This is a genomic window from Rhodoferax sp., from assembly GCF_039922535.1.
GTDB lineage: Bacteria > Pseudomonadota > Gammaproteobacteria > Burkholderiales > Burkholderiaceae_C > Rhodoferax_B.
In genome coordinates, this window is sequence record NZ_JBDTEM010000203.1 from 1 (window position 1) to 20,246 (window position 20,246).

The following is a 20,246-nucleotide window of genomic DNA, read 5'->3' on the forward strand; positions in this document are numbered from 1 at the left end:
CCAAAGCCTTGCCCAGTGACTGCGCCAAGTCGGCATCGATGCCTTCAAACACGCCATCGGCCCGCAGGAAGCTGAAGGGTTTGTAGTCGCCCGGCGTGCAGGCGCGCAGCACGCCGGTTTGCACCACGGTGTCCAGCGTCGAGGCGGTTTGAGCCTGTGCGCCCAGGGCGCTGCCCAGGGTCAACGCGAACAGGGCGGCGGCGCGGCGTAACGTGAGCTTCATGGTGTTCCTGTAGTGGAGTAGTGGAGTAGGGGAGAGGCGAGAACTGCGGTTCACTGTAGTACCGCGTGGACACAATTTTTATGCGAATACAGAAACATTTTCGACATCTACGCAGCTAAGCTGCAAAATAGTTTGCATGGAAGCATTAGACAAGATAGATCGCCTCATTTTGCGCAGCCTGCAAGCCGACGGCCGGGCAACTTACGACCAGATTTCAGAGCAGGTGAGCCTCTCGCCCAGCGCCGTGCTACGCCGCGTGAAGCGGCTGGAGGACACAGGGGTGATTGACCGCTACGTGGCGCTGGTCAAACCCGAGGCCGTGGGCCTGGGGCTGACGGCCTACCTCAATGTGCGGCTGGAAAAACACACCGAAAGCCACAAGCGCAACCCGATGGACGTGTTCCGTGCTAGCGTGCAAACCTGGCCCGAGGTGGTGGAATGTGCGTCGCTGACCGGCGAGATGGACTATCTGCTGCGTGTGGTGGTGGCCGACATGGCAGCCTACGCACGCTTCATCATGGACACGCTGCTTAAACATCCCAGCGTGGAAGACTGCAAAACCAGCTTTGTGCTCGACCACGTGAAGGCCACCACGGCCTTACCGGTGTAAACCGCCGAAACTCAGGCCGCGTAGGCGGCGTTGCGCAGGCGCAGTCCGAAGGCGATGACCAGCCCGCCAAAACTGACGGAAAACCCGGTAATCAGCCAATCAATGAGTACGGTGTAGCTGCTGGGGATGATGAGCAGCAGCACGCCAAACAATACCGCCAGCGCACCCGACAAGATCAGGCTCCATTCGCCCTTGATGGACTGGCGCATACGTAGAGCCGCCACAATCTGGAATGCACCCATGGCCAACGACCACAGGGCTACCAGCGATGGCAAGCCCATGGTTTTACCTGGCAAGGCAAAGATGAAACACCCGGCCAACACACCGACCAGCCCCACTACGGCCAGCGACCACCAGGGGCGGTTTTTTTCGCGGATTTGGTAGGCCGTGAGCAGGGCCAGGAAGCCGTCGGCAATCACATAGCCGCCCCAGATGGGCGTCAGGGCTTCGAATTCACGGTTGGTCACCAGCAAGGCCAGCCCTCCAAACACGATCGCCACCAGCCCGCGAAACACCACCCAACCCCATTGGCGGCCCATTTGGGTCAAAAAATAATCGGTGTGTATGCGCATTTCGCACGTCCTGTCTGTGAAGAAATACCGTAAATTGCTTTTGCCTACGGTGTGAACGCAAAGTTTATGCCGTCTTGCATTTGTGTGCACTGTAAATTGTTGTTTTTCGACCGGTCTGGGCGGCATTATTTGGCATGGATTTGGAGCGCGGTCTCTAGTTCTCCTGTTAGGCAGGGAGTTAGCGTAGATTCTTAAGGGAAAACCCGTATATTCCGAGGATGCTCGATCCTCAAAAACCGCCTACTGCACCTTTGGCCCTGGTCGCCTCCCGTGCAGCCGCGCCCATTTTGGTGCCCATTCGCTCTTTGGGCGTGGGCCACCGCGAGCGGATTGCCTCCCACTTGCTGGCGCTGGACACGCGCGACCGCTACCTGCGCTTTGGTTACAACGCCGCCGACCGCAACATCCTGGCGTACGTGGACGGCCTCAATTTTGCGAAAGACGACATCTTCGGTATCTACAACCGCAAGCTGGAGCTGATCGCCATGGCGCACCTGGCGTATTCGGTGAATCCGCAGTTCAAATCGTGCGCCGAATTTGGCGTGTCGGTGCGGCCCACGGCCCGTGGCCGGGGTTACGGAGCGCGCCTGTTCGACCGGGCCACCATGCACGCCAGCAACGAAGGGGTGGAGCTGCTGTTTGTCCACGCCCTGAGCGAAAACACCGCCATGCTGAAAATCGCCCGCAAGGCCGGGGCCACCGTGGAGCGCGATGGTTCTGAAGCCGAGGCGTTTTTGCGGCTGTCACCCGCCACCTTGGACAGCCGCGTTACCGAAATGTTGGCCGAACAGATGGCCCAGACCGACTACCAGTTCAAGACCCAGGCGAAAAACTTCTGGGACCTGCTCAGCGGCCTGCAGAGCGTGCGCCAGGGCATCAAGGATGCCCGCCACAAGTCGGCCGCCTGAGGGTTTTCCGGTGGCTGTCGTGGGGATCAGCTATCCTTAGCGTTCCTTAACAACCGCACGTCCTGCATCCAAGGCTGTGTCAGACCCTTACCCCGCGCGCTCGTACTCCTCTGTCCCTGAAAGGGAAGACAAGCGTGGCTTTCTGCAAAAACTCGCCGAATTCATCCACCCTGGACCCGATTCGCGCGACGAACTCTTAGAAACCCTGTCCGAAGCCGAGGGCAACCACATCATTGGTGCCGAGTCGCGCGCCATGCTGGAGGGGGTGATCCGCATGGCCGACATGACCGCAGGCGAAGTGATGGTGGCGGCCACGCGCATGGACCGCCTCAACATTGCCGCACCGTTTGACGAATTGCTGCACATCGTGATCGAAACCGCCCACTCGCGTTTCCCGGTCTACGAGGGCGAAAAAGAAAACATCATCGGCATCCTGATGGCCAAAGACCTGCTCAAGCTGCAGCGGGCGCCGGAGCTGAACATCCGCGCCCTGCTGCGCCCAGCGGTGTTTGTGCCCGAAACCAAGGGCCTGAACGACCTGCTGCGCGAGTTCCGCGGCAACCGCAACCATCTGGCCATTGTGGTCGACGAGTTTGGCCGCATCGCCGGGCTGATCACCATTGAAGACGTGCTGGAGCAGATCGTCGGCGAGATCGAAGACGAGTTCGATATTGCCGAGGACGAGGGCGACATCTTTGGCCTGGCCGACCGCACCTACCGCGTCAGCGGGGACACCTCCATCGAGCGTGTCAACGAGGCTTTTGGCGTAAAGCTGGCCAGCACCGACCCCGAAGACGATTTCGACACCATCGGCGGCCTGATCGCCCACGAAATGGGCCATGTGCCCAAGCGCGGTGAACACCATGCCATGGCCGGGCTGAACTTTGTGGTGCTGCACGCCAAGGGCGGCGCGGTGCGCTGGTTCAAGGTGTCGCCGGTGGCCGATACCGACCTGACCGGTTGATGCGCGGCCTGTTCCGCAGCCCCAGCCGCACACCACCTGCGCTGGGCGAAATCCTGCTGGCCGCTTTGTTCGGTGGCGCACAGGCCCTCTCCCTCGCCAACCCCTGGAACGGCCAGCCGCTGTGGTGGCTGCAACTGCTGTCCATGGCGGGCCTTTACTGGCTGGTAGAGCGCGCTGCCACGCCCCGGCGCGCGGCGCTGCTGGGCTGGGTGTTCGCCTGGGCCTGGCTGAGCGGCACCTTCTGGTGGCTGTTTATTTCCATGCACACCTACGGCGGTCTGCCTGCGGTGCTGGCCGTGCTGGCCGTGGGCGGGTTGGCCGCAGCCCTGGCGCTGCTGTATGCGCTGGCATGTGGGTGTTTTAAGGCTCTGGCGCAGATTCCACCTGCGGCGCGTGCTATTGTTTTTGCATTTTCGTGGTTGCTAGCCGAACTGGCGCGCGGGCAGTGGCTGACCGGCTTCCCTTGGGGTGCGGGCGGCTACGCCCAGCTCGATGGGCTGGCGGTGCTGGCGCGCTATGTGGGGGTGTATGGCGTGGGCTGGGTGGCCTCGTTGGTGGCGGCTTGTGTGGTGCTGCGCCAATGGCGTGTGCTGGCCTTGGTGGCGCTGCTGGTGGCATCTGCCGATTCGGTGGTGTTGCCCCCCAACGACCCGGCGGCCAGCCTGCCGGTGACCTTGCTGCAGGGCAATATTCCGCAGGATGAAAAGTTTGAACTGGGTGCCGGTGTGCCGGTGGCGCTGAACTGGTACGGCGCGCAGCTGGCCCAGGCCCGCACCCCGCTGGTGGTGGCCCCCGAGACCGCCATCCCCATGCTGCCGCAGCAGTTGCCTGCGGGCTACTGGGCAGGTTTGCTGCAGCGTTTTGCCAGCGGCGGGCAAACCGCCTTGGTCGGCGTGCCGCTGGGCAATGCCAAAGAAGGCTACCTGAATGCCGTGGTCGGCCTGCAACCCGGCAGCCCCAAGCCTTACACGTATGCCAAGCACCATCTGGTGCCGTTTGGTGAGTTCATTCCGCCGCTGTTCAAGTGGTTCACCGAGATGATGAACATCCCGCTGGGCGACTTCAACCGGGGTGCGGTGGGCCAGCCGTCCCTGGTGGTGGCAGGCCAGCGCCTGGCACCGAATATTTGCTACGAAGATTTGTTTGGTGAAGAGCTGGGCGCGCGTTTCATAGACCCGGCACAGGCCCCGACCATCTTTGTCAACATCAGCAACATCGGTTGGTTTGGCGACTCGCTGGCCATAGACCAGCACTTGGCCATCTCGCGCATGCGCACGCTGGAGTTCGAACGGCCCATGCTGCGTGCCACCAACACCGGGGCCACGGCCATCATCGACCACCGGGGCCGCGTGGTGCTGTCGCTGCCCCGGCTGACGCGCGATGTGCTGGTGGGCGAGGTGGACGGCCGCGGCTTGAACGCCACCAGCGGCTGGCGCATTACGCCTTACGCCTGGTGGGTGTCCCGCATGGGGCTGTGGCCGCTGTGGGGCCTGGGTTTGCTGGCCTGGGCGCTGGCTTGGATGGGCGGACGCAGGGCGCGCAGGCTATAGTGCTTCTGGCCCGCAGAGGCCCGGCTTCCACCGGCGGTGGACAGCTGCACAGGAGACAGGTCCATGCATTCTTCCCAGCAGCAACACATCGCCCAGGTCATGCGCCTGTCCAGCGGCAGCAGCCCGGTGGCCGGTACCGAGGGGCATGACAGCATCATCCGCAACTCATGGACACGTTGTGTGCAGCAGCACCAACTCGACCCCACCCGTATGCAGGAGGCCATCATCCTGCCGCACGCGCGGTTGCGGGAACGGCAAGACCAGATGGAGGCGTTTTTGCAGATTGCCCGCCACGGCATGGAAACGCTGTACCAGCAGGTGGCAGGCATGGGCTATGTGGTGCTGTTGACCGATGCGCGCGGCATCACCGTCGATTTCATTGGTGACCTGCAATACGACCAGCCCATGCGCAAAGCCGGGCTGTGCCTGGGCGCGGACTGGAGCGAATCGGTAGCCGGCACCTGCGGTGTGGGCACCTGCATCAGCACCGGAGAAGCCTTGACCGTGCACCAGGGCGACCATTTTGATGCCACCCATATTCCGCTGACCTGCACCACCGCGCCGGTCTTCGACGCGCTGGGCCAACTGACCGCCGTGCTGGATATTTCGGCGCTGCGCTCCCCCTTGCCCAAGGACAGCCAGCATCTGGCGCTGCAATTGGTGAAGGTGTATGCCCAGCATGTGGAGAACGCCAGTTTTCTACAGCGCTTTCGCCACGACTGGATTTTGCGTGTGAGTGCGGCACCGCAGTTTCTGGATGTCAACCCCGAATATCTGCTGGCCCTAGACGCGGGCGGTCGCATCATCGGACACAACCGACGGGCCCAACTGCTGCTGGAGCCACTGCACACTGCCCCCGTGCTGGGCCAACGGCTGGACCGCATCTTCCACCTGGATTTCAACGACCTGGGCCGCTTTGTGCAGGGCCGCCCCACCGACCAGCGGGCTGTGGCGCTGGCAGGCAGCGCCCGTTTGCTGTTTTTGCTCGCCACGCCGCCGCCTACCCGCTGGCCCAGGGTGCCAGATCCTTCGACGTACCCCGCACCGGAGAGCCCGCTGCCTGCGCCCCTGGCCCGGTTATCCGGCGGCGATCCGGCGTTGGATCGGCAGATCGAGCGTGCCGCACGCCTGCTCAACTCGCCCGTCAGCATGCTGCTCACTGGCGAAACCGGTACCGGCAAGGAAGTGCTGGCCAAGGCCTTGCACGCCAGCAGTGCCCGACGCAGTCGCCCGTTTGTGGCGGTCAATTGCGCGGCGATTCCCGAGACCCTGATTGAAAGCGAGCTGTTTGGCCACCTGCCGGGCAGCTTTACCGGCGCAGGCAGCAAGGTCAAGCGCGGGCTGATCCAGGAGGCCGATGGCGGCACCTTGTTTCTGGACGAGATTGGCGACATGCCGCGCCCGCTGCAGGCGCGGCTGCTGCGCGTACTGTCCGAACGCGAAGTGCTGCCCATCGGGGCCATGCGGCCGGTACCCGTGAACCTGCGCGTCATCGCCGCCACCCACTGCGATCTGGAAGTGCTGGTGCGGGAGGGGCGCTTTCGCGATGACCTGTATTACCGTTTGAATGGGGCGCATATCCGCCTGCCCGCGCTGCGCGAGCGGCAGGATCTGGGTTGGATGCTGGACCAGATGCTGCAATCCACCACAGACGGTGCTGATGTGCCCATGCTGGCCCCCGATGCGCGTGCCTGGCTGCTGGCCTACCGCTGGCCGGGCAATCTGCGCGAGTTGCACAACGTGGTCGAGTACGCCCGCAGTGTCTGCCGCAAGGGCCTCATCACCCTGGCCGATCTGCCGGACCGCTTGGGCGAGATGCCAGGCCCGCACATTGCTGTAGCGCACGCGGCGGGCGAGGGCGATGCCGCCGCCTTGGCCCACGAACTGCGTGCGGCTGGCTGGAATGTGACCGCCGTGGCCCGTCAACTCCAGGTGTCGCGCATGACGGTCTACCGGCGCATGCAGCGCTGGGGGATCACCTCGCCCAACCATGGGGGTGAGAGCCTGCCGCCGATGTGACAGCTGTCACACATTGGTCTGAGGCAGGTGTCACGCTGTGACAGTTGCACGCGGCAGCGTTGTGCCTGGAGATACAGAAAAAATTGAATTGAATCAAAAGCTTGCGATCCGTGCGTGGTTGCAGTGTTGGTGGGCACAGCGTTTGCGGTAAGACCTGGCCGGGGCGACCCGGTGATGAACTTACCAACGATAACGGAGACAAGCTGTATGACCGATTCTGTGCATTCCCCCAGCCAGCAGGTGCAAGCCTGGCTGGACCGCTTTGGTGCGGCGCTCACGGCGCACGACGTGGACGTAGCGCTAACCCTTTTCGCGCCCGAGTGCTACTGGCGCGACCTGGTCGCCTTTACCTGGAACATCAAAACCGTGGAGGGCCGCGACCAGATACGCGACATGCTGGACAGCACCCTGGCCCGCGTGCAGCCCGACCACTGGCAGATCGAAGGCGAGGGCCACGAGGCCGACGGTGTGGTCGATGCCTGGTTTACCTTTGAGACGTTAGTGGCGCGCGGCCGTGGCCAGCTGCGTTTGAAGGGCGGCCTATGCTGGACACTGCTGACCACCATGACCGAGCTCAAGGGCTTCGAGGAGAAGAAGGGGCCACGCCGCATCAAGGGCGCAGAACACGGCGCGCAGAAAGACCGCCAGAACTGGCTGGAACGTAAAACCCAGTACGAGGCCGCATTGGGCACCACCGAGCAGCCTTACGTGGTCATCATCGGCGGCGGGCAGGGCGGCATCGGCCTGGGGGCGCGGCTCAAACGGCTGGGCGTGCCCACGCTGATCATCGAGAAGAATCCGCGCGCCGGGGACTCCTGGCGCAACCGCTACAAGTCGCTGTGCCTGCACGACCCGGTCTGGTACGACCACATGCCCTACATGCCGTTTCCCGACGACTGGCCGGTGTTCACCCCCAAGGACAAGGTGGGCGACTGGCTGGAGATGTACACCAAGGTGATGGAGCTGAACTACTGGAGCTCCACCGAATGCCAGAGCGCGCAGTTTGACGAAACCACCCAGGAATGGACCGTGACCGTGCTGCGAGAAGGCCGCAAAGTGGTGCTGCGGCCCAAGCAACTGGTGTTTGCACTCGGCGTTTCCGGCTTTGCCAACGTGCCCAAGGTGGCCGGTGCCGAGTCTTTCTTGGGCGTGCAGCACCACTCCAGCCAGCACCCTGGTGGCGAGGCTTACGCGGGCAAGAAAGTGGTGGTGCTGGGCTCCAATAACTCGGCCCACGACATTTGCGCCGACCTGTGGGAGAACGGGGCTGACGTGACCATGGTGCAGCGCTCCAGCACCCACATTGCCCGTTCTGATTCGTTGATGGAGCTGGCCTTGGGCAAGCTGTATTCCGAGGAAGCACTGGCCAAGGGCGTGACCACCAACCAGGCCGACCTGACCTTCGCCTCGGTGCCGTACAAGATCATGCACACCTTTCACATCCCGGTGTACGACGCCATGAAGCAGCGCGATGCCGACTTCTACGCCCGGCTGGAGCGCGCGGGTTTCCTGCTCGACTTCGGCGAGGACGGTTCGGGCCTATTTATGAAGTACCTGCGGCGCGGCTCGGGCTACTACATCGACGTGGGTGCGTCAGAGCTGGTGGCCGATGGGCGCATCAAGCTCAAGAGCGGGGTCAACATCGAGCGGCTGAACCCGCATTCGGTGAGCTTTACCGACGGCTCCGAGCTACCGGCCGACCTGGTGGTCTACGCCACAGGCTATGGCTCGATGAACGGCTGGGTCGCCAAGCTGGTGTCGCAGGAGGTGGCGGACCGGGTCGGCAAGTGCTGGGGGCTGGGCTCTGGCACCACCAAGGACCCCGGTCCGTGGGAGGGCGAGCTGCGCAATATGTGGAAGCCCACGGCGCAGCCGCAGATGTGGTTTCACGGCGGCAACATGCACCAGTCGCGCCATTACTCGGAGTTCCTGGCGCTGCAGCTGAAGGCGCGCATGGAAGGCATTCTCACGCCGGTGTACGGCATGGGACCGGTGCACCACCTGCGCTGACTCTCCCATCAGGGTCGGGCGTGTTTCGCCCGACCCTGATGGCTATTGGACCGCGCACGGGCGCCAGCTTCGCGAAGCTTGAACCCTGAACGCGATGGCGAACCGCAGCATTTACTTTGCATTGAAAAGGACACCATTCCCATGAAAGCAGCACGTTTTTACGACAAAGGCGATATCCGCATTGAAGACATTCCAGAACCCGAAGTCACCGCAGGCACCGTAGGCATCCAGGTGGCGTGGTGTGGCATTTGCGGCACCGATTTGCACGAGTTCATGGACGGCCCGATTTTCATTCCACCGTGTGGCCATCCCCACCCCATTTCCGGCGAATCGGCGCCGATCACCATGGGGCATGAGTTTTCAGGGGTGGTGTATGCCGTTGGAGAAGGCGTTGACGACATGCAAGTCGGGCAGCATGTGGTGGTGGAGCCGTACATCGTTGCCGATGACGTGCCAACAGGGCCTGGCGACAATTACCACCTGTCAAAAAACATGAATTTCATTGGCCTGGGTGGCCGTGGCGGTGGTCTGTCTGAAAAGATTGCTGTGCAACGCCGTTGGGTTCACCCCATTTCCAACGCCATCCCCTTGGACCAAGCTGCTTTGATTGAACCGTTGTCGGTGGGGCACCACGCCTTCGTGCGCAGTGGTGCCAAAGCAGGCGATATCGCGCTGGTGGGGGGCGCTGGGCCGATCGGCTTGTTGTTGTCCGCCATTTTGAAAGCCAAGGGGCTGACGGTGATCATCACCGAGCTCAGCGCCAAACGCAAAGAAAAGGCCAGAGAATCCGGCGTAGCAGACCACGTGCTGGACCCCTCTGAAGTCGATGTGTTGGCGGAGGTGATGAAGATTACCGGCGGTCGGGGTGTGGATGTGGCGTTCGAGTGCAGCAGCGTCAACAAGGTGTTGGACACCTTGGTCGCGGCCATGAAACCCAGGGGCGTTGTGGTGATTGTGTCGATCTGGAGTCACCCGGCCACAGTGAGTGTGCACAGCGTGGTGATGAAAGAGCTGGATGTACGGGGCACCATTGCCTATGTCAACGACCACCAGGAAACCATTCAACTGGTCGAAGCCGGGAAAATCAATCTGGCGCCTTTCATCACCCAGCGCATCGCTCTGGACGATTTGATTTCCAAGGGGTTCGAGACGCTGATCCACAACAACGAATCGGCAGTGAAAATCATTGTCCACCCGTGATTTTTTGAGGTGGAGCGCCAGCGGTGTGGCGGTGAGGCGCACCGCTGGTTTCTCCAAGGAGCAGAAGGGGCTGGGCCTCAATAACTCGGTCCACGGCATCTGGTAGCGGTGCCCAACATAACCTTATGACAAGATCGTGACGGGGTTATACGCACAAGGCATGGGACTTGCATACCCATTTTTGGTGCCCATCGCTACCATCAGGCACCTCGAAAACGAGGTGCTTTTTGTCCCAACAATTTCACCAGAGATCCTCCCATGCGCGCCCATTTCAAGATCGAAAAATTCGTCGCCGGAGCTGCCATCGCGGCCCTGTCGGCTTTGGTCAGTCTGTCCCACGCCCAGACACCCAAACCCAATGTCGTCATTCTGGCCACCGGCGGCACCATCGCCGGTGCCGGTGCCTCGGCCCTGAACAGCGCCACCTATGCCGCCGCCAAGGTGGGTGTGGACAAGCTGATTGCCGGTCTGCCCGAGCTGGCCAACATCGCCAACGTGCGTGGCGAGCAGGTGTTCCAGGTGGCGTCTGAAAGCCTGACCGACGACAACCTGCTGACTCTGGCCCGCCGCGTGTCCGCGCTGGCCAAGCAAGCCGATGTGGACGGCATCGTCATCACCCACGGCACCGACACCGTGGAAGAAACCGCTTACTTCCTGACCCTGGTGGAGCACACCAACAAGCCCATCGTGATGGTGGCTTCGATGCGTCCGGGTACCGCTTTGTCGGCCGACGGCGCGCTGAATCTGTTTGACGCGGTGAGCGTGGCGGGCAGCAAGGATGCCATGGGCAAGGGCGTGCTCCTGACCATGAACGACACCATCGACAGCGGCCGCGATGTCAGCAAAAACGTCAACATCAAGACCAACGCGTTCTCCAGCCAATGGGGTCCTTTGGGCATGGTTGTGGAAGGCAAGAATTACTGGTTCCGTGCGCCGATCAAGCGCAACACCATGACGTCTGAGTTCGACATCGACACCATCACCACCCTGCCCAAGGTCGAAATTGCCATGGGCTACGAAGGCGTGTCCCCCACCGCCATTGAAGCCTTGGGCAAGAGCGGTATCAAGGCGCTGATCCACGGCGGTCCTGGTAACGGTTCCGTGGCCGACCGCATCGTGCCCTACCTGCAAAAAGTGCGCGCCGACGGTGCCATCGTGATCCGCAGCGCCCGCGTGCCCGACGGCTTTGTGCTGCGCAATGCCGAGCAACCTGATGATAAGTACGACTGGGTGGTGGCCCACGATCTGCGCCCCCAAAAGGCCCGCATCCTGGCCATGGTTGCCCTGACCAAGACCAGCGACACCAAGGAACTGCAGCGTATTTTTTGGGAGTATTGATCTCCAGTAATGGACAGGCGGTTTGCTAGCCTGTTCACTACATAAATAAGAGCTGCTAGCGCATGTGGAATATGCGCTAGTGGCCTTTTTTTTGTCCAAGTTCGGCTTGCTGGGAAGGGGTTGACTTGCCATCTCGCCAAGCCCTAACGCGGGCCCGGGCCTTTCTGGCCGTCCGCCGCCGATCGCGTTTGTGTTTGCGGTGTTGCCACACCATGATCCCTGCAGCCACGCTCGCAATCAACAGGACGCTGGCGATCAGATACGCCATAAACCAGCTGAAGTTGCTGCCTGCTTGTTCCATGGTGGCCCCTTTCTCCCTTGGCTTGATGTGAATAAATGTAACGATTGTGCGCCATGCCAAAGGCGAGCTGGTGTGCATTACGTGACATATTCCACAGCCCCGTAAAATCAAAGGTTAAATTGCCGCCCCCGGCGATCTCCCCTTTGCAGACCTCCATGAAGACATTCCAGCAAATTATTTTGACCCTGCAGTCCTATTGGGCTGAGCAAGGCTGTGCACTTCTACAGCCCTACGACATGGAAGTGGGCGCGGGTACTTCGCATACCGCTACATTTTTAAGAGCAATTGGTCCCGAGCCATGGAAAGCCGCCTACGTGCAGCCCAGCCGCCGCCCCAAGGACGGCCGCTATGGCGAGAACCCGAACCGCCTGCAGCACTACTACCAGTACCAGGTGGTTTTGAAGCCTGCCCCGGCCAACATTCTGGAGCTGTACCTTGGCTCGCTCGAAGCCCTGGGCTTTGACCTGAAAAAGAACGACATCCGCTTCGTCGAAGACGATTGGGAAAACCCCACCCTGGGCGCCTGGGGCCTGGGCTGGGAAGTCTGGCTCAACGGTATGGAAGTCACCCAGTTCACCTACTTCCAGCAGGTCGGCGGTATCGACTGCAAACCTGCCACCGGCGAAATCACCTACGGCCTGGAGCGCTTGGCCATGTACCTGCAAGGCGTGGACAACGTCTACAACCTGGTCTGGACCGATGGCCTGAGCTATGGCGACGTGTACAAGCAGAACGAGGTCGAGCAATCCACCTACAACTTCGAGCACAGCGACACTGACTTCCTGTTCACCGCCTTCACCGCCCACGAAAAGCAGGCCAAACACCTGATCACCGAGCAACTTGCGCTACCCGCCTACGAGCAGGTGCTGAAAGCCGCGCACAGCTTCAACCTGCTGGATGCACGCGGAGCCATCAGCGTCACCGAGCGCGCCGCCTACATGGGCCGCATCCGCAACCTGGCCCGCAGCGTGGCCCAAAGCTACCTCGACAGCCGCGCCCGCCTGGGCTTCCCCATGGCGCCCAAAGAATGGGCGGCTGAAGTGTTGGCCCAGATTGAAAAGAAAGCCGCCTGACTATGAGCGTTAAGAATTTACTGGTGGAGTTGTTTGTTGAAGAGCTACCACCCAAGGCTTTGAAGAAGCTGGGCGATGCCTTTGCTTCCATGCTGCTGGAGCAACTCAAGGCCCAGGGCCTGGCCACTGCCGAGTCGCAGCTCACCGCCTTTGCTTCGCCTCGCCGGTTGGCCGCGCACATCACCGCCGTAGCTCCCTTCGCCGCTGACAAGGCCGTTTCCGCCAAGCTGATGCCCGTGGCCGTAGGCCTGACCGCCGACGGAGCACCCACCCCCGCGCTGTTGAAAAAGTTGCAAGCCCTGGGTGCCGGGCCAGAAGCCGTGGCCGGTTTGAAGCGTGCCATGGACGGCAAGGCCGAAGCCCTGTTTTTTGAACGTACCGTGGCCGGTGCCCGCCTGCAAGAGGGCCTGCAAAAAGCCCTGCTGGAAGCGATTGCCAAGCTGCCCATCCCCAAGGTGATGACCTACCAACTCGCCAGCGGCTGCGCCCAGCCCGGCTGGACCAGCGTTAGCTTCGTGCGCCCCGCGCATGGCCTGGTGGCGCTGCACGGCAGTGACATCGTGCCCGTGGAGGCCCTGGGCCTGCAGTCTGGCAACACCACCCACGGCCACCGTTTTGAAGCCGCCGTGGAGCCGGTGGTGTTGAAAGATGCCGACAGCTACGCCGAAACCCTGGCCCGCGACGGTGCCGTCATCGCCAGCTTCGCCGACCGCCGCGCCGATATCGTTGCACAGCTCAATCAGGCTGCGGCGCAGATTGGTGGTGGGGTACGTGCTATCGAAGATGAAGCGCTGCTGGACGAAGTGACCGCTCTGGTGGAGCGCCCGAATGTGCTGGTTTGCAGCTTTGAAGAAGAATTCCTCGGCGTGCCCCAGGAATGCCTGATCTTGACCATGAAGGCCAACCAGAAGTACTTTCCACTGCTGGATGCCGTCGGCAAGCTGACCAACCAGTTCTTGATCGTCAGCAACATCAGCCCGGCGGATGCCAGCCAGGTCATCGGCGGCAACGAACGCGTGGTGCGCCCACGGTTGGCCGATGCCAAGTTCTTCTTTGACCAAGACCGTAAGAAGACGCTGGAGTCGCGGGTTGCCGGGCTGGACAAGGTGGTTTATCACAACCAACTCGGCTCGCAAGGTGAGCGCGTACTGCGTGTGCGCGCCATTGCCAAAGCCATCGCCCAGCAACTCGGCGGCGACGCGCTGGCCCAGCAGGCCGACCAAGCCGCCCAGTTGGCCAAGACCGATCTGGTCACCGACATGGTGGGCGAATTCCCCGAGCTGCAAGGCACCATGGGCCGCTACTACGCGCTGAACGACGGCCTGCATGCCGATGTGGCCGATGCCATCGAAGACCACTACAAACCCCGTTTTGCCGGTGACACCCTGCCGCGCAACCCCGTGGGCGTGGCCGTGGCGCTGGCCGACAAGCTGGAAACCCTGGTCGGCATGTTCGGCATTGGCAACCTGCCCACCGGCGACAAAGACCCGTTTGCGCTGCGCCGCCATGCGCTGGGGGTGATCCGCATGCTGGTGGAGAAGAACCTGCCGATGGACCTCCAAACGCTATTGGGCAGCGCGTTTTACGCACTCGATGACGAGGCGATACAGCGTGAGGTGTGGGACCGCCAGCAAGCCAAGGAGCTGGCGCACAAGCTGGTGGAGGCGAAAGGCGGCTTGATTGCCCACGGTGGCGGATTCTCCCGGCGTGTCTTCGATAAAGCCGCCGTCGAGAACTTGACCGGTTTTATCTACGACCGCCTGGGCGGCTCCCTGCGCGAAGAGGGCTACAGCGCCCAAGAGGTCGATGCCGTTCTGGCCCTGCGCCCGCAGCGCCTGGCCGAAGTGCCCAAGCGCCTGGCCGCCGTGCGCGCCTTTGCCGCTTTGCCCGAAGCTGCCGCGCTGGCCGCCGCCAACAAGCGCATCGGCAACATCCTCAAGAAGGCCGATGCCGTGGACCCGCACGCCAACCCGGCGCTGTTCCAAGAACCGGCAGAGGCAGCCTTGTTTGCCGCGATGCAGCAAGCCGCCCCCGTGGCGCAGGCACAGTTCGAAGCAGGTGACTACACTGCCAGCCTGCAATCCCTGGCCGCCCTGCGTGCGCCGGTGGATGCCTTCTTTGACGGCGTGATGGTGAATGCCGAAGCCATTGATGTCCGCCTGAACCGCCTGGGCCTGCTGCAAAGTCTGCACAACGCCATGAACCGCGTGGCCGACCTGTCCAAACTAGCCTGATCGGATCGATGCCATGAAACTCGCCATCCTCGACCGCGACGGCACCATCAATGTGGACAGTGACGAGTTCGTCAAGTCGCCGGAGGAATGGCTGCCGCTGCCCGGCGCGCTGGAGGCGATTGCCAAGCTCAACCATGCGGGCTGGCACGTGGTGGTGGCAACCAACCAGTCGGGTCTGGGGCGGGGGCTGTTTGACGTGGCGGCGCTGAACGCCATGCATGCCAAGATGTTCAAGCTGCTGGCCGCCGCCGGGGGCAAGATCGACGCGGTGTTCTTTTGCCCGCACGCCCCCGACGACGGCTGCCACTGCCGCAAGCCCGCACCGGGCCTGTTTGAGCAGATTGGTGAGCGTTTTGGCATCGACCTGCACGGCGTGCCGACGGTGGGCGACAGTCTGCGCGACCTGCAGGCCGGGGTGGCGGTGGGCTGCGAGCCGCACGTGGTGCTGACCGGCAAGGCCGCACGGTTTCGCGGGCTGGGTGTGCTGCCTGCAGAGTTTCCGGTGGGCACCTGGGTGCACCAGGACCTGCTGGCGTTTGCCACCTTTCTTATCCAACGCGAGCTGGCTGCCAAAACGGCTGCGGCCTGATACTCTTAAATTTATAGCTGCTCGTGCACGTCGCACCTGCGCTAGATGCCTAAAAGAATTTAAAAATGCCTTTGATCCGCTCCGTTCTGCACATGCTGTTTTTGGCGGTCACCGTCATCCCCTGGGCCTCGGCCGTGTTCGTGATCCGGCTGTTTGCCGGGCCGACGGCGGTGTACTGGGCCTGCGCGCGCTGGCTGAAGCTGGCGGTAGACAGCGGCACGGCGATCTTGGGCATCCAGAACCGCATCACCGGCATGGAAAACCTGCCTACCGGCCCGCTGGATTCGGTGGTGCTGCTGGTCAAGCACCAGTCCACCTGGGAGGCCTTGCTGATGCCCGCCATCATGCCGCGCCCGCTGGCCTATGTGTTCAAGAAAGAGCTGCTGTACGTGCCGTTTTTCGGCTGGGCAATGGCCTGCATGGACATGATCCACATCGACCGCAGCCAGACCTCGGCGGCGTACAAAAAGATGGTGGCATCGGGCAAGCGGCTGGTGGCGCAGGGCAACTGGATCATCATGTTCCCCGAGGGCACGCGTATCGACCGCGGCCAGGTGGGCGAGTACAAGGCGGGTGGCACGCGGCTAGCCATCCAGTGCGGCGTGCCGGTGATCCCCATCGCCGTAACGTCCGCCAAATGCTGGCCGCGCAAGGCTTTTATCAAGAAGCCGGGGATTGTGGATATTTCTATCGGTAAGCCCATTCCCAGTGTGGGCCGCCGCCCGGACGAGCTGATGGCCGAGGTGCAGGCCTGGATTGAAGCCGAGATGCGCCGCCTAGACCCCGAGGCTTACCGCTGATACGTCTTTACACGTTCTTCGATCGATAACATCCCCCATTTGGAGGGTAGATCGATTTGATGCCGTGTTCGGGCGGTCTAAAATCTTCGCTCGTTGGTGGCTTCTTCCCACCGTCTGTTGTGCTGGCACGGACTTGCTCCCTGCCTCTAACCCATCCCAACCATTCCGACGTATGAAAAAGCTTTCTTTGATCGCCGTAGCCTTGCTTTTGGCGGCGTGTAACACCGTTCCCAACTCTGGCGATGCCAATAGCAAAGCCGCGGAGACCGCTGCGGCGGCCAACGCAGCGGCCGCGGCCGAAGCCCCTGCGGAGCCTGCCGCCCCCAAGGTGGTTATGGTGTCCGATGTGGAACTCAAAAGCCTGGCAGTGCAGATGCAGACCCGCCTGGATGCCAGCAACCCGCTAGGCCCGCGTGACCGCTACGTGCTGCGCCTGGCGCGCCTGACCGCCAAGCTCAAGACGGAAGACGGCCTGAACCTGAACTTCAAACCCTACCGCAACCCCAGCCTGGATGCGACCACCTCGCCCGATGGCTCCATCCGCGTCTACAGCGGCTTGATGGACACGCTGAACGATCCTGAACTGCTGGCCATGATGGGCCGCGAAATCAGTTTTGTGCAGAACGGCTCCGCCATGACCCGTTTGCGTGCAGCCTACCAGGCGTTTGACGGTGCGAAGACGGTCACCACCTTCAGCAGTGCGCTAGACAATCTGTCCGATGCAGATTTGCAAGCGATTGGCGAACAGGTGGAAAACAACGCATTCACCGAAGGCGCTGAACTGGAAGCCGATGACTACAGCCTGGTATTTTTGAAGCAGAACCACCGGGACCCTCGGTCGTTAGAGCGCGCGTTCCGCAAACTCGCGGTCAAGAGCCAGCGCGACAAGTCGGCCGCCCTCCTATACCCCGATGCCAAGAGCCGTGCAGACCGCGTGCGTGATTTGTTGGCTGTCAAAAAGTAAGCATCTGCCCGCCCGATGCGCATAAAAAAAGCAGCCTAGGCTGCTTTTTTTGTTTACCGGGTACTTTTAAAAGCTGCTCCATTCGCCACCGCCATCCGACAGGGTGGCCTTGGCAGGCTGCCGTGCTGTGGGTGCGATGGCCTTGGCTTGGGCCGTGAGGCTTTTGGGCTTGACAGCCTGGGCGATGGCTTTGCTGGCCGGCTGGGCGCGTGGAGGAGCACTGGCGACGCGGGGTACCGCTGATGCACCCCGCACTAGGCTTGTGTCGTGCGGCAGCTTGAAGACAGCTACCGTGTCTACCAACTCATCGGCTTGGGTGCGCAGGCTGCTGGCGGCGGCGGCCATTTCTTCGACCAGCGCCGCATTTTGTTGCGTCGCCTGGTCCATCTGCGTGACGGCCTCACCCACTTGCGAGACGCCCGAGCTCTGCTCGGAACTGGCGGCACTGATTTCACCCATGATGTCCGTGACCCGGCGGATGGAGCCCACCACCTCGCTCATGGTGACTCCAGCTTGGTCCACCAAGCTGGAGCCCTGCTCCACCCGCTGCACGCTGGCGCCAATTAGGTCCTTGATCTCTTTGGCGGCCTGTGCCGAGCGTCCTGCCAGGCTGCGCACCTCGCTAGCCACCACGGCAAAGCCTCGACCTTGCTCGCCCGCCCGGGCGGCTTCCACGGCGGCATTCAAGGCCAGGATATTCGTCTGGAAGGCGATGCCGTCGATCACGCTGATGATGTCGGCAATCTTTTTGGAGCTGTCGTTGATACCCTTCATTGTCTCTACCACTTGGGCCACGACCTGACCCCCCTTGACGGCCACCGTGCTGGCGTTTTGGGCCAGCTGGTTGGCCTGGCGGGCGTTGTCGGCGTTTTGTTTGACGGTGGAGCTGAGTTCTTCCATCGAAGCTGCTGTTTGCTCCAGCGCGCTGGCCTGCTGCTCGGTGCGGGAGCTCAGGTCGTTATTGCCCTGGGCAATCTGCGCGCTGGCGGTGGCCACGCCTTCGGCATTGCTGCGCACGCTGCCAACGGTGCGGATCAGCGCGTCCTGCATGGTTTTGACGGCAGCCATCATGCTGCTGTGGTCGTTGAGGCGCAAGGCCACCGGTGTGCTGAGGTCGCCGTCGGCCACGCGCTGCACGGCTTCACTCACTTGCGCAGGCTCGGCACCCAAAGCCTTGCCCAGGCTGCGTGTGATGGTCCAACCCAGCAGGCCGCCGACGGCGGCCATTGCAATGGCCATGATGCCCATCAACACGGCATAGAAAGCGGCACTCTCTGCGGACGCGGTAGCCAGGTTTTTCCCCAGAGCGGTTTGCAGTGAAGTCGAGTCATCGACTGCTTTGAAAAGCAGCTTCTGCCTCTCCCGCACCGTGCCTAGCAGCAGGTCGCCTGCCTCTTGGGCTTTGTCTTCCATCGCCATCGCCACCACCTGGTCAACGGCTTGGTTGTAGGGGCCCATGGTGTCGTTGATGGTTTTGAACAGCGCACGTGCGTCTGGTTGGACCAAGGTGATGTCCAGGGTTTTAAACAGGTCCACGTTGCGGCCTAAGGCGTCTTGTATGCTTTTTTTCTCAGCCGCACGGAACGCAGGGTCTGCCTTGATGACGATATTGCGTACCGAGCGGGCGACGATGTTGAGGTTGTCTTTCACGTCGGTCAACTGGTCCACTTTGACCATGCGGTCATAGGCCACCTCATCCAGCGCCCCCGCCATTTTTTGCATCTTTAATCCGCCGATAACGGCAATGCTGATGCCGAGCGCGACCGCTATGCCGAAACCTAGCGTAAGGCGGGTACTTACTTTCAGACTGTCGAGTGCCATGGAGGTTTCTCTGGTGGTAGATTGAACGTGAAATTACTTTCATGGCCCGGGGTGCTCTGCACCCGAGTCCATGAAAGTCAGTCTTGCATTGTTACTGGATGTACTCGCCTGTCAAGCCGGTGCAGGCAGCCAGTTAAACTGCCCAGCCATGCACCGTTTACTGCAGTTCACACTGGATCTATTTGCGCCTGCGCCGGTCGCTGCACCGTCTTTGAATAAGCAGGGAAAAAGGTCGCTAGCGCAGGTGGAGTATGCACAAGAAGCTCCTGAGTTGATAGCAAATGCACTGCCAGACCAGATGGACGGCAGTGGCGTGGTGGTGAATCCGTTTCGCCACCCCCGCGCAACGCGGGAGGTGCGTTTGGGCACCACCATGGTGGGGTATGAGTTCCAGCGGGCCAAGCGGCGCAGCATTGGTTTTGTGGTCGGGCCGTTGGGCTTGGTGGTGCGTGCGCCGAAATGGGTGCCGCTGGCCGAGGTGGATGCTGCCGTGCGCAGCAAGGGTGGATGGATCGTGCAAAAGCTCGGCCAGTCCCAGGAGCGCTTGGCGCAGCAACAGGCAACGCGTGTGGCCTGGCAGAACGGAGCCGCTTTTCCCTACCTGGGCCAGCCGTTGAGCCTGGTGCTGGAGCCCGCGCTGCACCGGGCGCACAAAGGTGCGCTGCTGATCGACAACAGCTTGCGCCTGGGTCTGCCGCTGGATGCCGTGCCTGCCCAGATCCGTGCTGCCGTACACAAATGGCTGTTGCTACAGGCGCGTGCGCTGTTTACCGAGCGCCTGAACCACTTTGCGCCGCAGCTGGACGTGCAGTGGAAACGCCTGGCCTTGTCCAACGCCGTCACCCGTTGGGGCAGCGCCAGCAGCATAGGCTCGATCCGCCTGAACTGGCGGCTGCTACACCACCGCATGGAGGTGGTTGACTACGTGGTGGTGCATGAGCTAAGCCACCTGCGCTACATGGACCACAGTGCCCAGTTCTGGGATACGGTGGCTTCCATCTTGCCCGGTTATGCGCCGCTGCGCGCCGAATTGCGTAGCGTGGTCGTGCCCAAGTGGGATGACGTTTAAG

At 62.0% G+C, this 20,246-nt stretch carries 17 protein-coding genes and 1 pseudogene; 14 read left to right on the forward strand and 4 right to left on the reverse strand.

Annotated elements, in window-relative coordinates:
• Positions 1 to 223, reverse strand: a pseudogene (locus tag ABI213_RS09515) (ArtI protein); the annotation flags it as partial.
• Between the two features lie 136 nt (positions 224 to 359).
• On the opposite strand from ABI213_RS09515, the gene ABI213_RS09520 reads away from it, so the two are divergent.
• Positions 360 to 833, forward strand: coding sequence for an Lrp/AsnC family transcriptional regulator (locus ABI213_RS09520; RefSeq protein WP_348026861.1), 474 nt, complete (start codon positions 360 to 362; stop codon positions 831 to 833).
• A gap of 11 nt (positions 834 to 844) precedes the next feature.
• Here ABI213_RS09520 and ABI213_RS09525 read toward each other — a convergent pair whose 3' ends face one another.
• Entirely contained in the window at positions 845 to 1,405 is a 561-nt protein-coding gene (locus tag ABI213_RS09525) for a DUF308 domain-containing protein (protein ID WP_348007201.1), read from the reverse strand.
• Positions 1,406 to 1,623: 218 nt separating this feature from the next.
• Here ABI213_RS09525 and ABI213_RS09530 point away from each other — a divergent pair, with 218 nt between their 5' ends.
• The 7 genes from ABI213_RS09530 (at position 1,624) to ABI213_RS09560 (ending at position 11,394) form a co-directional block, all read left to right on the forward strand.
• On the forward strand, positions 1,624 to 2,313 hold the full coding sequence (locus ABI213_RS09530) for a GNAT family N-acetyltransferase (RefSeq protein ID WP_348007200.1): 690 nt from the start codon (positions 1,624 to 1,626) through the stop codon (positions 2,311 to 2,313).
• A 76-nt stretch (positions 2,314 to 2,389) separates the two neighbouring features.
• On the forward strand, positions 2,390 to 3,277 hold the full coding sequence (locus tag ABI213_RS09535) for a transporter associated domain-containing protein (protein WP_348007199.1): 888 nt from the start codon (positions 2,390 to 2,392) through the stop codon (positions 3,275 to 3,277).
• Positions 3,277 to 4,827, forward strand: a complete 1,551-nt coding sequence (gene lnt, locus ABI213_RS09540; protein ID WP_348026863.1) for an apolipoprotein N-acyltransferase — start codon at positions 3,277 to 3,279, stop codon at positions 4,825 to 4,827. The genes ABI213_RS09535 and lnt overlap by 1 nt, the downstream gene beginning before the upstream one ends.
• A 63-nt stretch (positions 4,828 to 4,890) precedes the next feature.
• On the forward strand, positions 4,891 to 6,846 hold the full coding sequence (locus tag ABI213_RS09545) for a sigma-54-dependent Fis family transcriptional regulator (protein ID WP_348026865.1): 1,956 nt from the start codon (positions 4,891 to 4,893) through the stop codon (positions 6,844 to 6,846).
• A 207-nt stretch (positions 6,847 to 7,053) separates the two neighbouring features.
• Positions 7,054 to 8,856: an NAD(P)/FAD-dependent oxidoreductase gene (locus ABI213_RS09550; protein ID WP_348026867.1), complete on the forward strand. Its 1,803-nt coding sequence runs from the start codon at positions 7,054 to 7,056 to the stop codon at positions 8,854 to 8,856.
• 141 nt (positions 8,857 to 8,997) lie between these two features.
• Entirely contained in the window at positions 8,998 to 10,056 is a 1,059-nt protein-coding gene (locus tag ABI213_RS09555; protein ID WP_348006255.1) for a 2,3-butanediol dehydrogenase, read from the forward strand.
• A gap of 258 nt (positions 10,057 to 10,314) precedes the next feature.
• On the forward strand, positions 10,315 to 11,394 hold the full coding sequence (locus ABI213_RS09560; RefSeq protein ID WP_348006254.1) for a type II asparaginase: 1,080 nt from the start codon (positions 10,315 to 10,317) through the stop codon (positions 11,392 to 11,394).
• A gap of 76 nt (positions 11,395 to 11,470) precedes the next feature.
• Here the strand turns inward: ABI213_RS09560 and ABI213_RS09565 are convergent, their stop codons facing one another.
• Entirely contained in the window at positions 11,471 to 11,695 is a 225-nt protein-coding gene (locus tag ABI213_RS09565; protein ID WP_348006253.1) for a hypothetical protein, read from the reverse strand.
• A 155-nt stretch (positions 11,696 to 11,850) separates the two neighbouring features.
• Here ABI213_RS09565 and glyQ point away from each other — a divergent pair, with 155 nt between their 5' ends.
• The 5 genes from glyQ to ABI213_RS09590 all read left to right on the forward strand — a co-directional run bounded on the left by glyQ (position 11,851) and on the right by ABI213_RS09590 (position 17,355).
• Complete coding sequence (gene glyQ / locus ABI213_RS09570) at positions 11,851 to 12,768, forward strand: glycine--tRNA ligase subunit alpha (RefSeq protein WP_348006252.1); 918 nt, start codon at positions 11,851 to 11,853, stop codon at positions 12,766 to 12,768.
• A 2-nt stretch (positions 12,769 to 12,770) separates the two neighbouring features.
• The gene (glyS, locus tag ABI213_RS09575; RefSeq protein WP_348006251.1) at positions 12,771 to 15,002 is read left to right on the forward strand and encodes a glycine--tRNA ligase subunit beta; all 2,232 of its coding nucleotides are present in this window, start codon (positions 12,771 to 12,773) and stop codon (positions 15,000 to 15,002) included.
• A gap of 13 nt (positions 15,003 to 15,015) precedes the next feature.
• Positions 15,016 to 15,591, forward strand: a complete 576-nt coding sequence (gene gmhB, locus ABI213_RS09580) for a D-glycero-beta-D-manno-heptose 1,7-bisphosphate 7-phosphatase (protein WP_348006250.1) — start codon at positions 15,016 to 15,018, stop codon at positions 15,589 to 15,591.
• A 65-nt stretch (positions 15,592 to 15,656) separates the two neighbouring features.
• Entirely contained in the window at positions 15,657 to 16,391 is a 735-nt protein-coding gene (locus ABI213_RS09585; protein WP_348006249.1) for a lysophospholipid acyltransferase family protein, read from the forward strand.
• Between the two features lie 172 nt (positions 16,392 to 16,563).
• Positions 16,564 to 17,355: a M48 family metalloprotease gene (locus ABI213_RS09590; RefSeq protein ID WP_348026869.1), complete on the forward strand. Its 792-nt coding sequence runs from the start codon at positions 16,564 to 16,566 to the stop codon at positions 17,353 to 17,355.
• 66 nt (positions 17,356 to 17,421) lie between these two features.
• On the opposite strand, the gene ABI213_RS09595 is transcribed toward ABI213_RS09590, so the two are convergent.
• Positions 17,422 to 19,176, reverse strand: a complete 1,755-nt coding sequence (locus tag ABI213_RS09595) for a methyl-accepting chemotaxis protein (RefSeq protein ID WP_348006363.1) — start codon at positions 19,174 to 19,176, stop codon at positions 17,422 to 17,424.
• A 271-nt stretch (positions 19,177 to 19,447) separates the two neighbouring features.
• Here ABI213_RS09595 and ABI213_RS09600 point away from each other — a divergent pair, with 271 nt between their 5' ends.
• On the forward strand, positions 19,448 to 20,245 hold the full coding sequence (locus ABI213_RS09600; RefSeq protein ID WP_348006362.1) for a SprT family zinc-dependent metalloprotease: 798 nt from the start codon (positions 19,448 to 19,450) through the stop codon (positions 20,243 to 20,245).
• Position 20,246: the final 1 nt, after the last annotated feature.

Coding starts and splice junctions, on each gene's coding strand:
- ABI213_RS09590 (WP_348026869.1), top strand. CDS start 16,564: ATGAAAAAGCTTTCTTTGATCGCCGTAGCCTTGCTTTTGGCGGCGTGT.
- ABI213_RS09545 (WP_348026865.1), top strand. CDS start 4,891: ATGCATTCTTCCCAGCAGCAACACATCGCCCAGGTCATGCGCCTGTCC.
- glyS (WP_348006251.1), top strand. CDS start 12,771: ATGAGCGTTAAGAATTTACTGGTGGAGTTGTTTGTTGAAGAGCTACCA.
- ABI213_RS09595 (WP_348006363.1), bottom strand. CDS start 19,176: ATGGCACTCGACAGTCTGAAAGTAAGTACCCGCCTTACGCTAGGTTTC.
- ABI213_RS09525 (WP_348007201.1), bottom strand. CDS start 1,405: ATGCGCATACACACCGATTATTTTTTGACCCAAATGGGCCGCCAATGG.
- ABI213_RS09530 (WP_348007200.1), top strand. CDS start 1,624: ATGCTCGATCCTCAAAAACCGCCTACTGCACCTTTGGCCCTGGTCGCC.
- ABI213_RS09555 (WP_348006255.1), top strand. CDS start 8,998: ATGAAAGCAGCACGTTTTTACGACAAAGGCGATATCCGCATTGAAGAC.
- ABI213_RS09585 (WP_348006249.1), top strand. CDS start 15,657: ATGCCTTTGATCCGCTCCGTTCTGCACATGCTGTTTTTGGCGGTCACC.
- glyQ (WP_348006252.1), top strand. CDS start 11,851: ATGAAGACATTCCAGCAAATTATTTTGACCCTGCAGTCCTATTGGGCT.
- lnt (WP_348026863.1), top strand. CDS start 3,277: ATGCGCGGCCTGTTCCGCAGCCCCAGCCGCACACCACCTGCGCTGGGC.
- gmhB (WP_348006250.1), top strand. CDS start 15,016: ATGAAACTCGCCATCCTCGACCGCGACGGCACCATCAATGTGGACAGT.
- ABI213_RS09550 (WP_348026867.1), top strand. CDS start 7,054: ATGACCGATTCTGTGCATTCCCCCAGCCAGCAGGTGCAAGCCTGGCTG.
- ABI213_RS09520 (WP_348026861.1), top strand. CDS start 360: ATGGAAGCATTAGACAAGATAGATCGCCTCATTTTGCGCAGCCTGCAA.
- ABI213_RS09560 (WP_348006254.1), top strand. CDS start 10,315: ATGCGCGCCCATTTCAAGATCGAAAAATTCGTCGCCGGAGCTGCCATC.
- ABI213_RS09565 (WP_348006253.1), bottom strand. CDS start 11,695: ATGGAACAAGCAGGCAGCAACTTCAGCTGGTTTATGGCGTATCTGATC.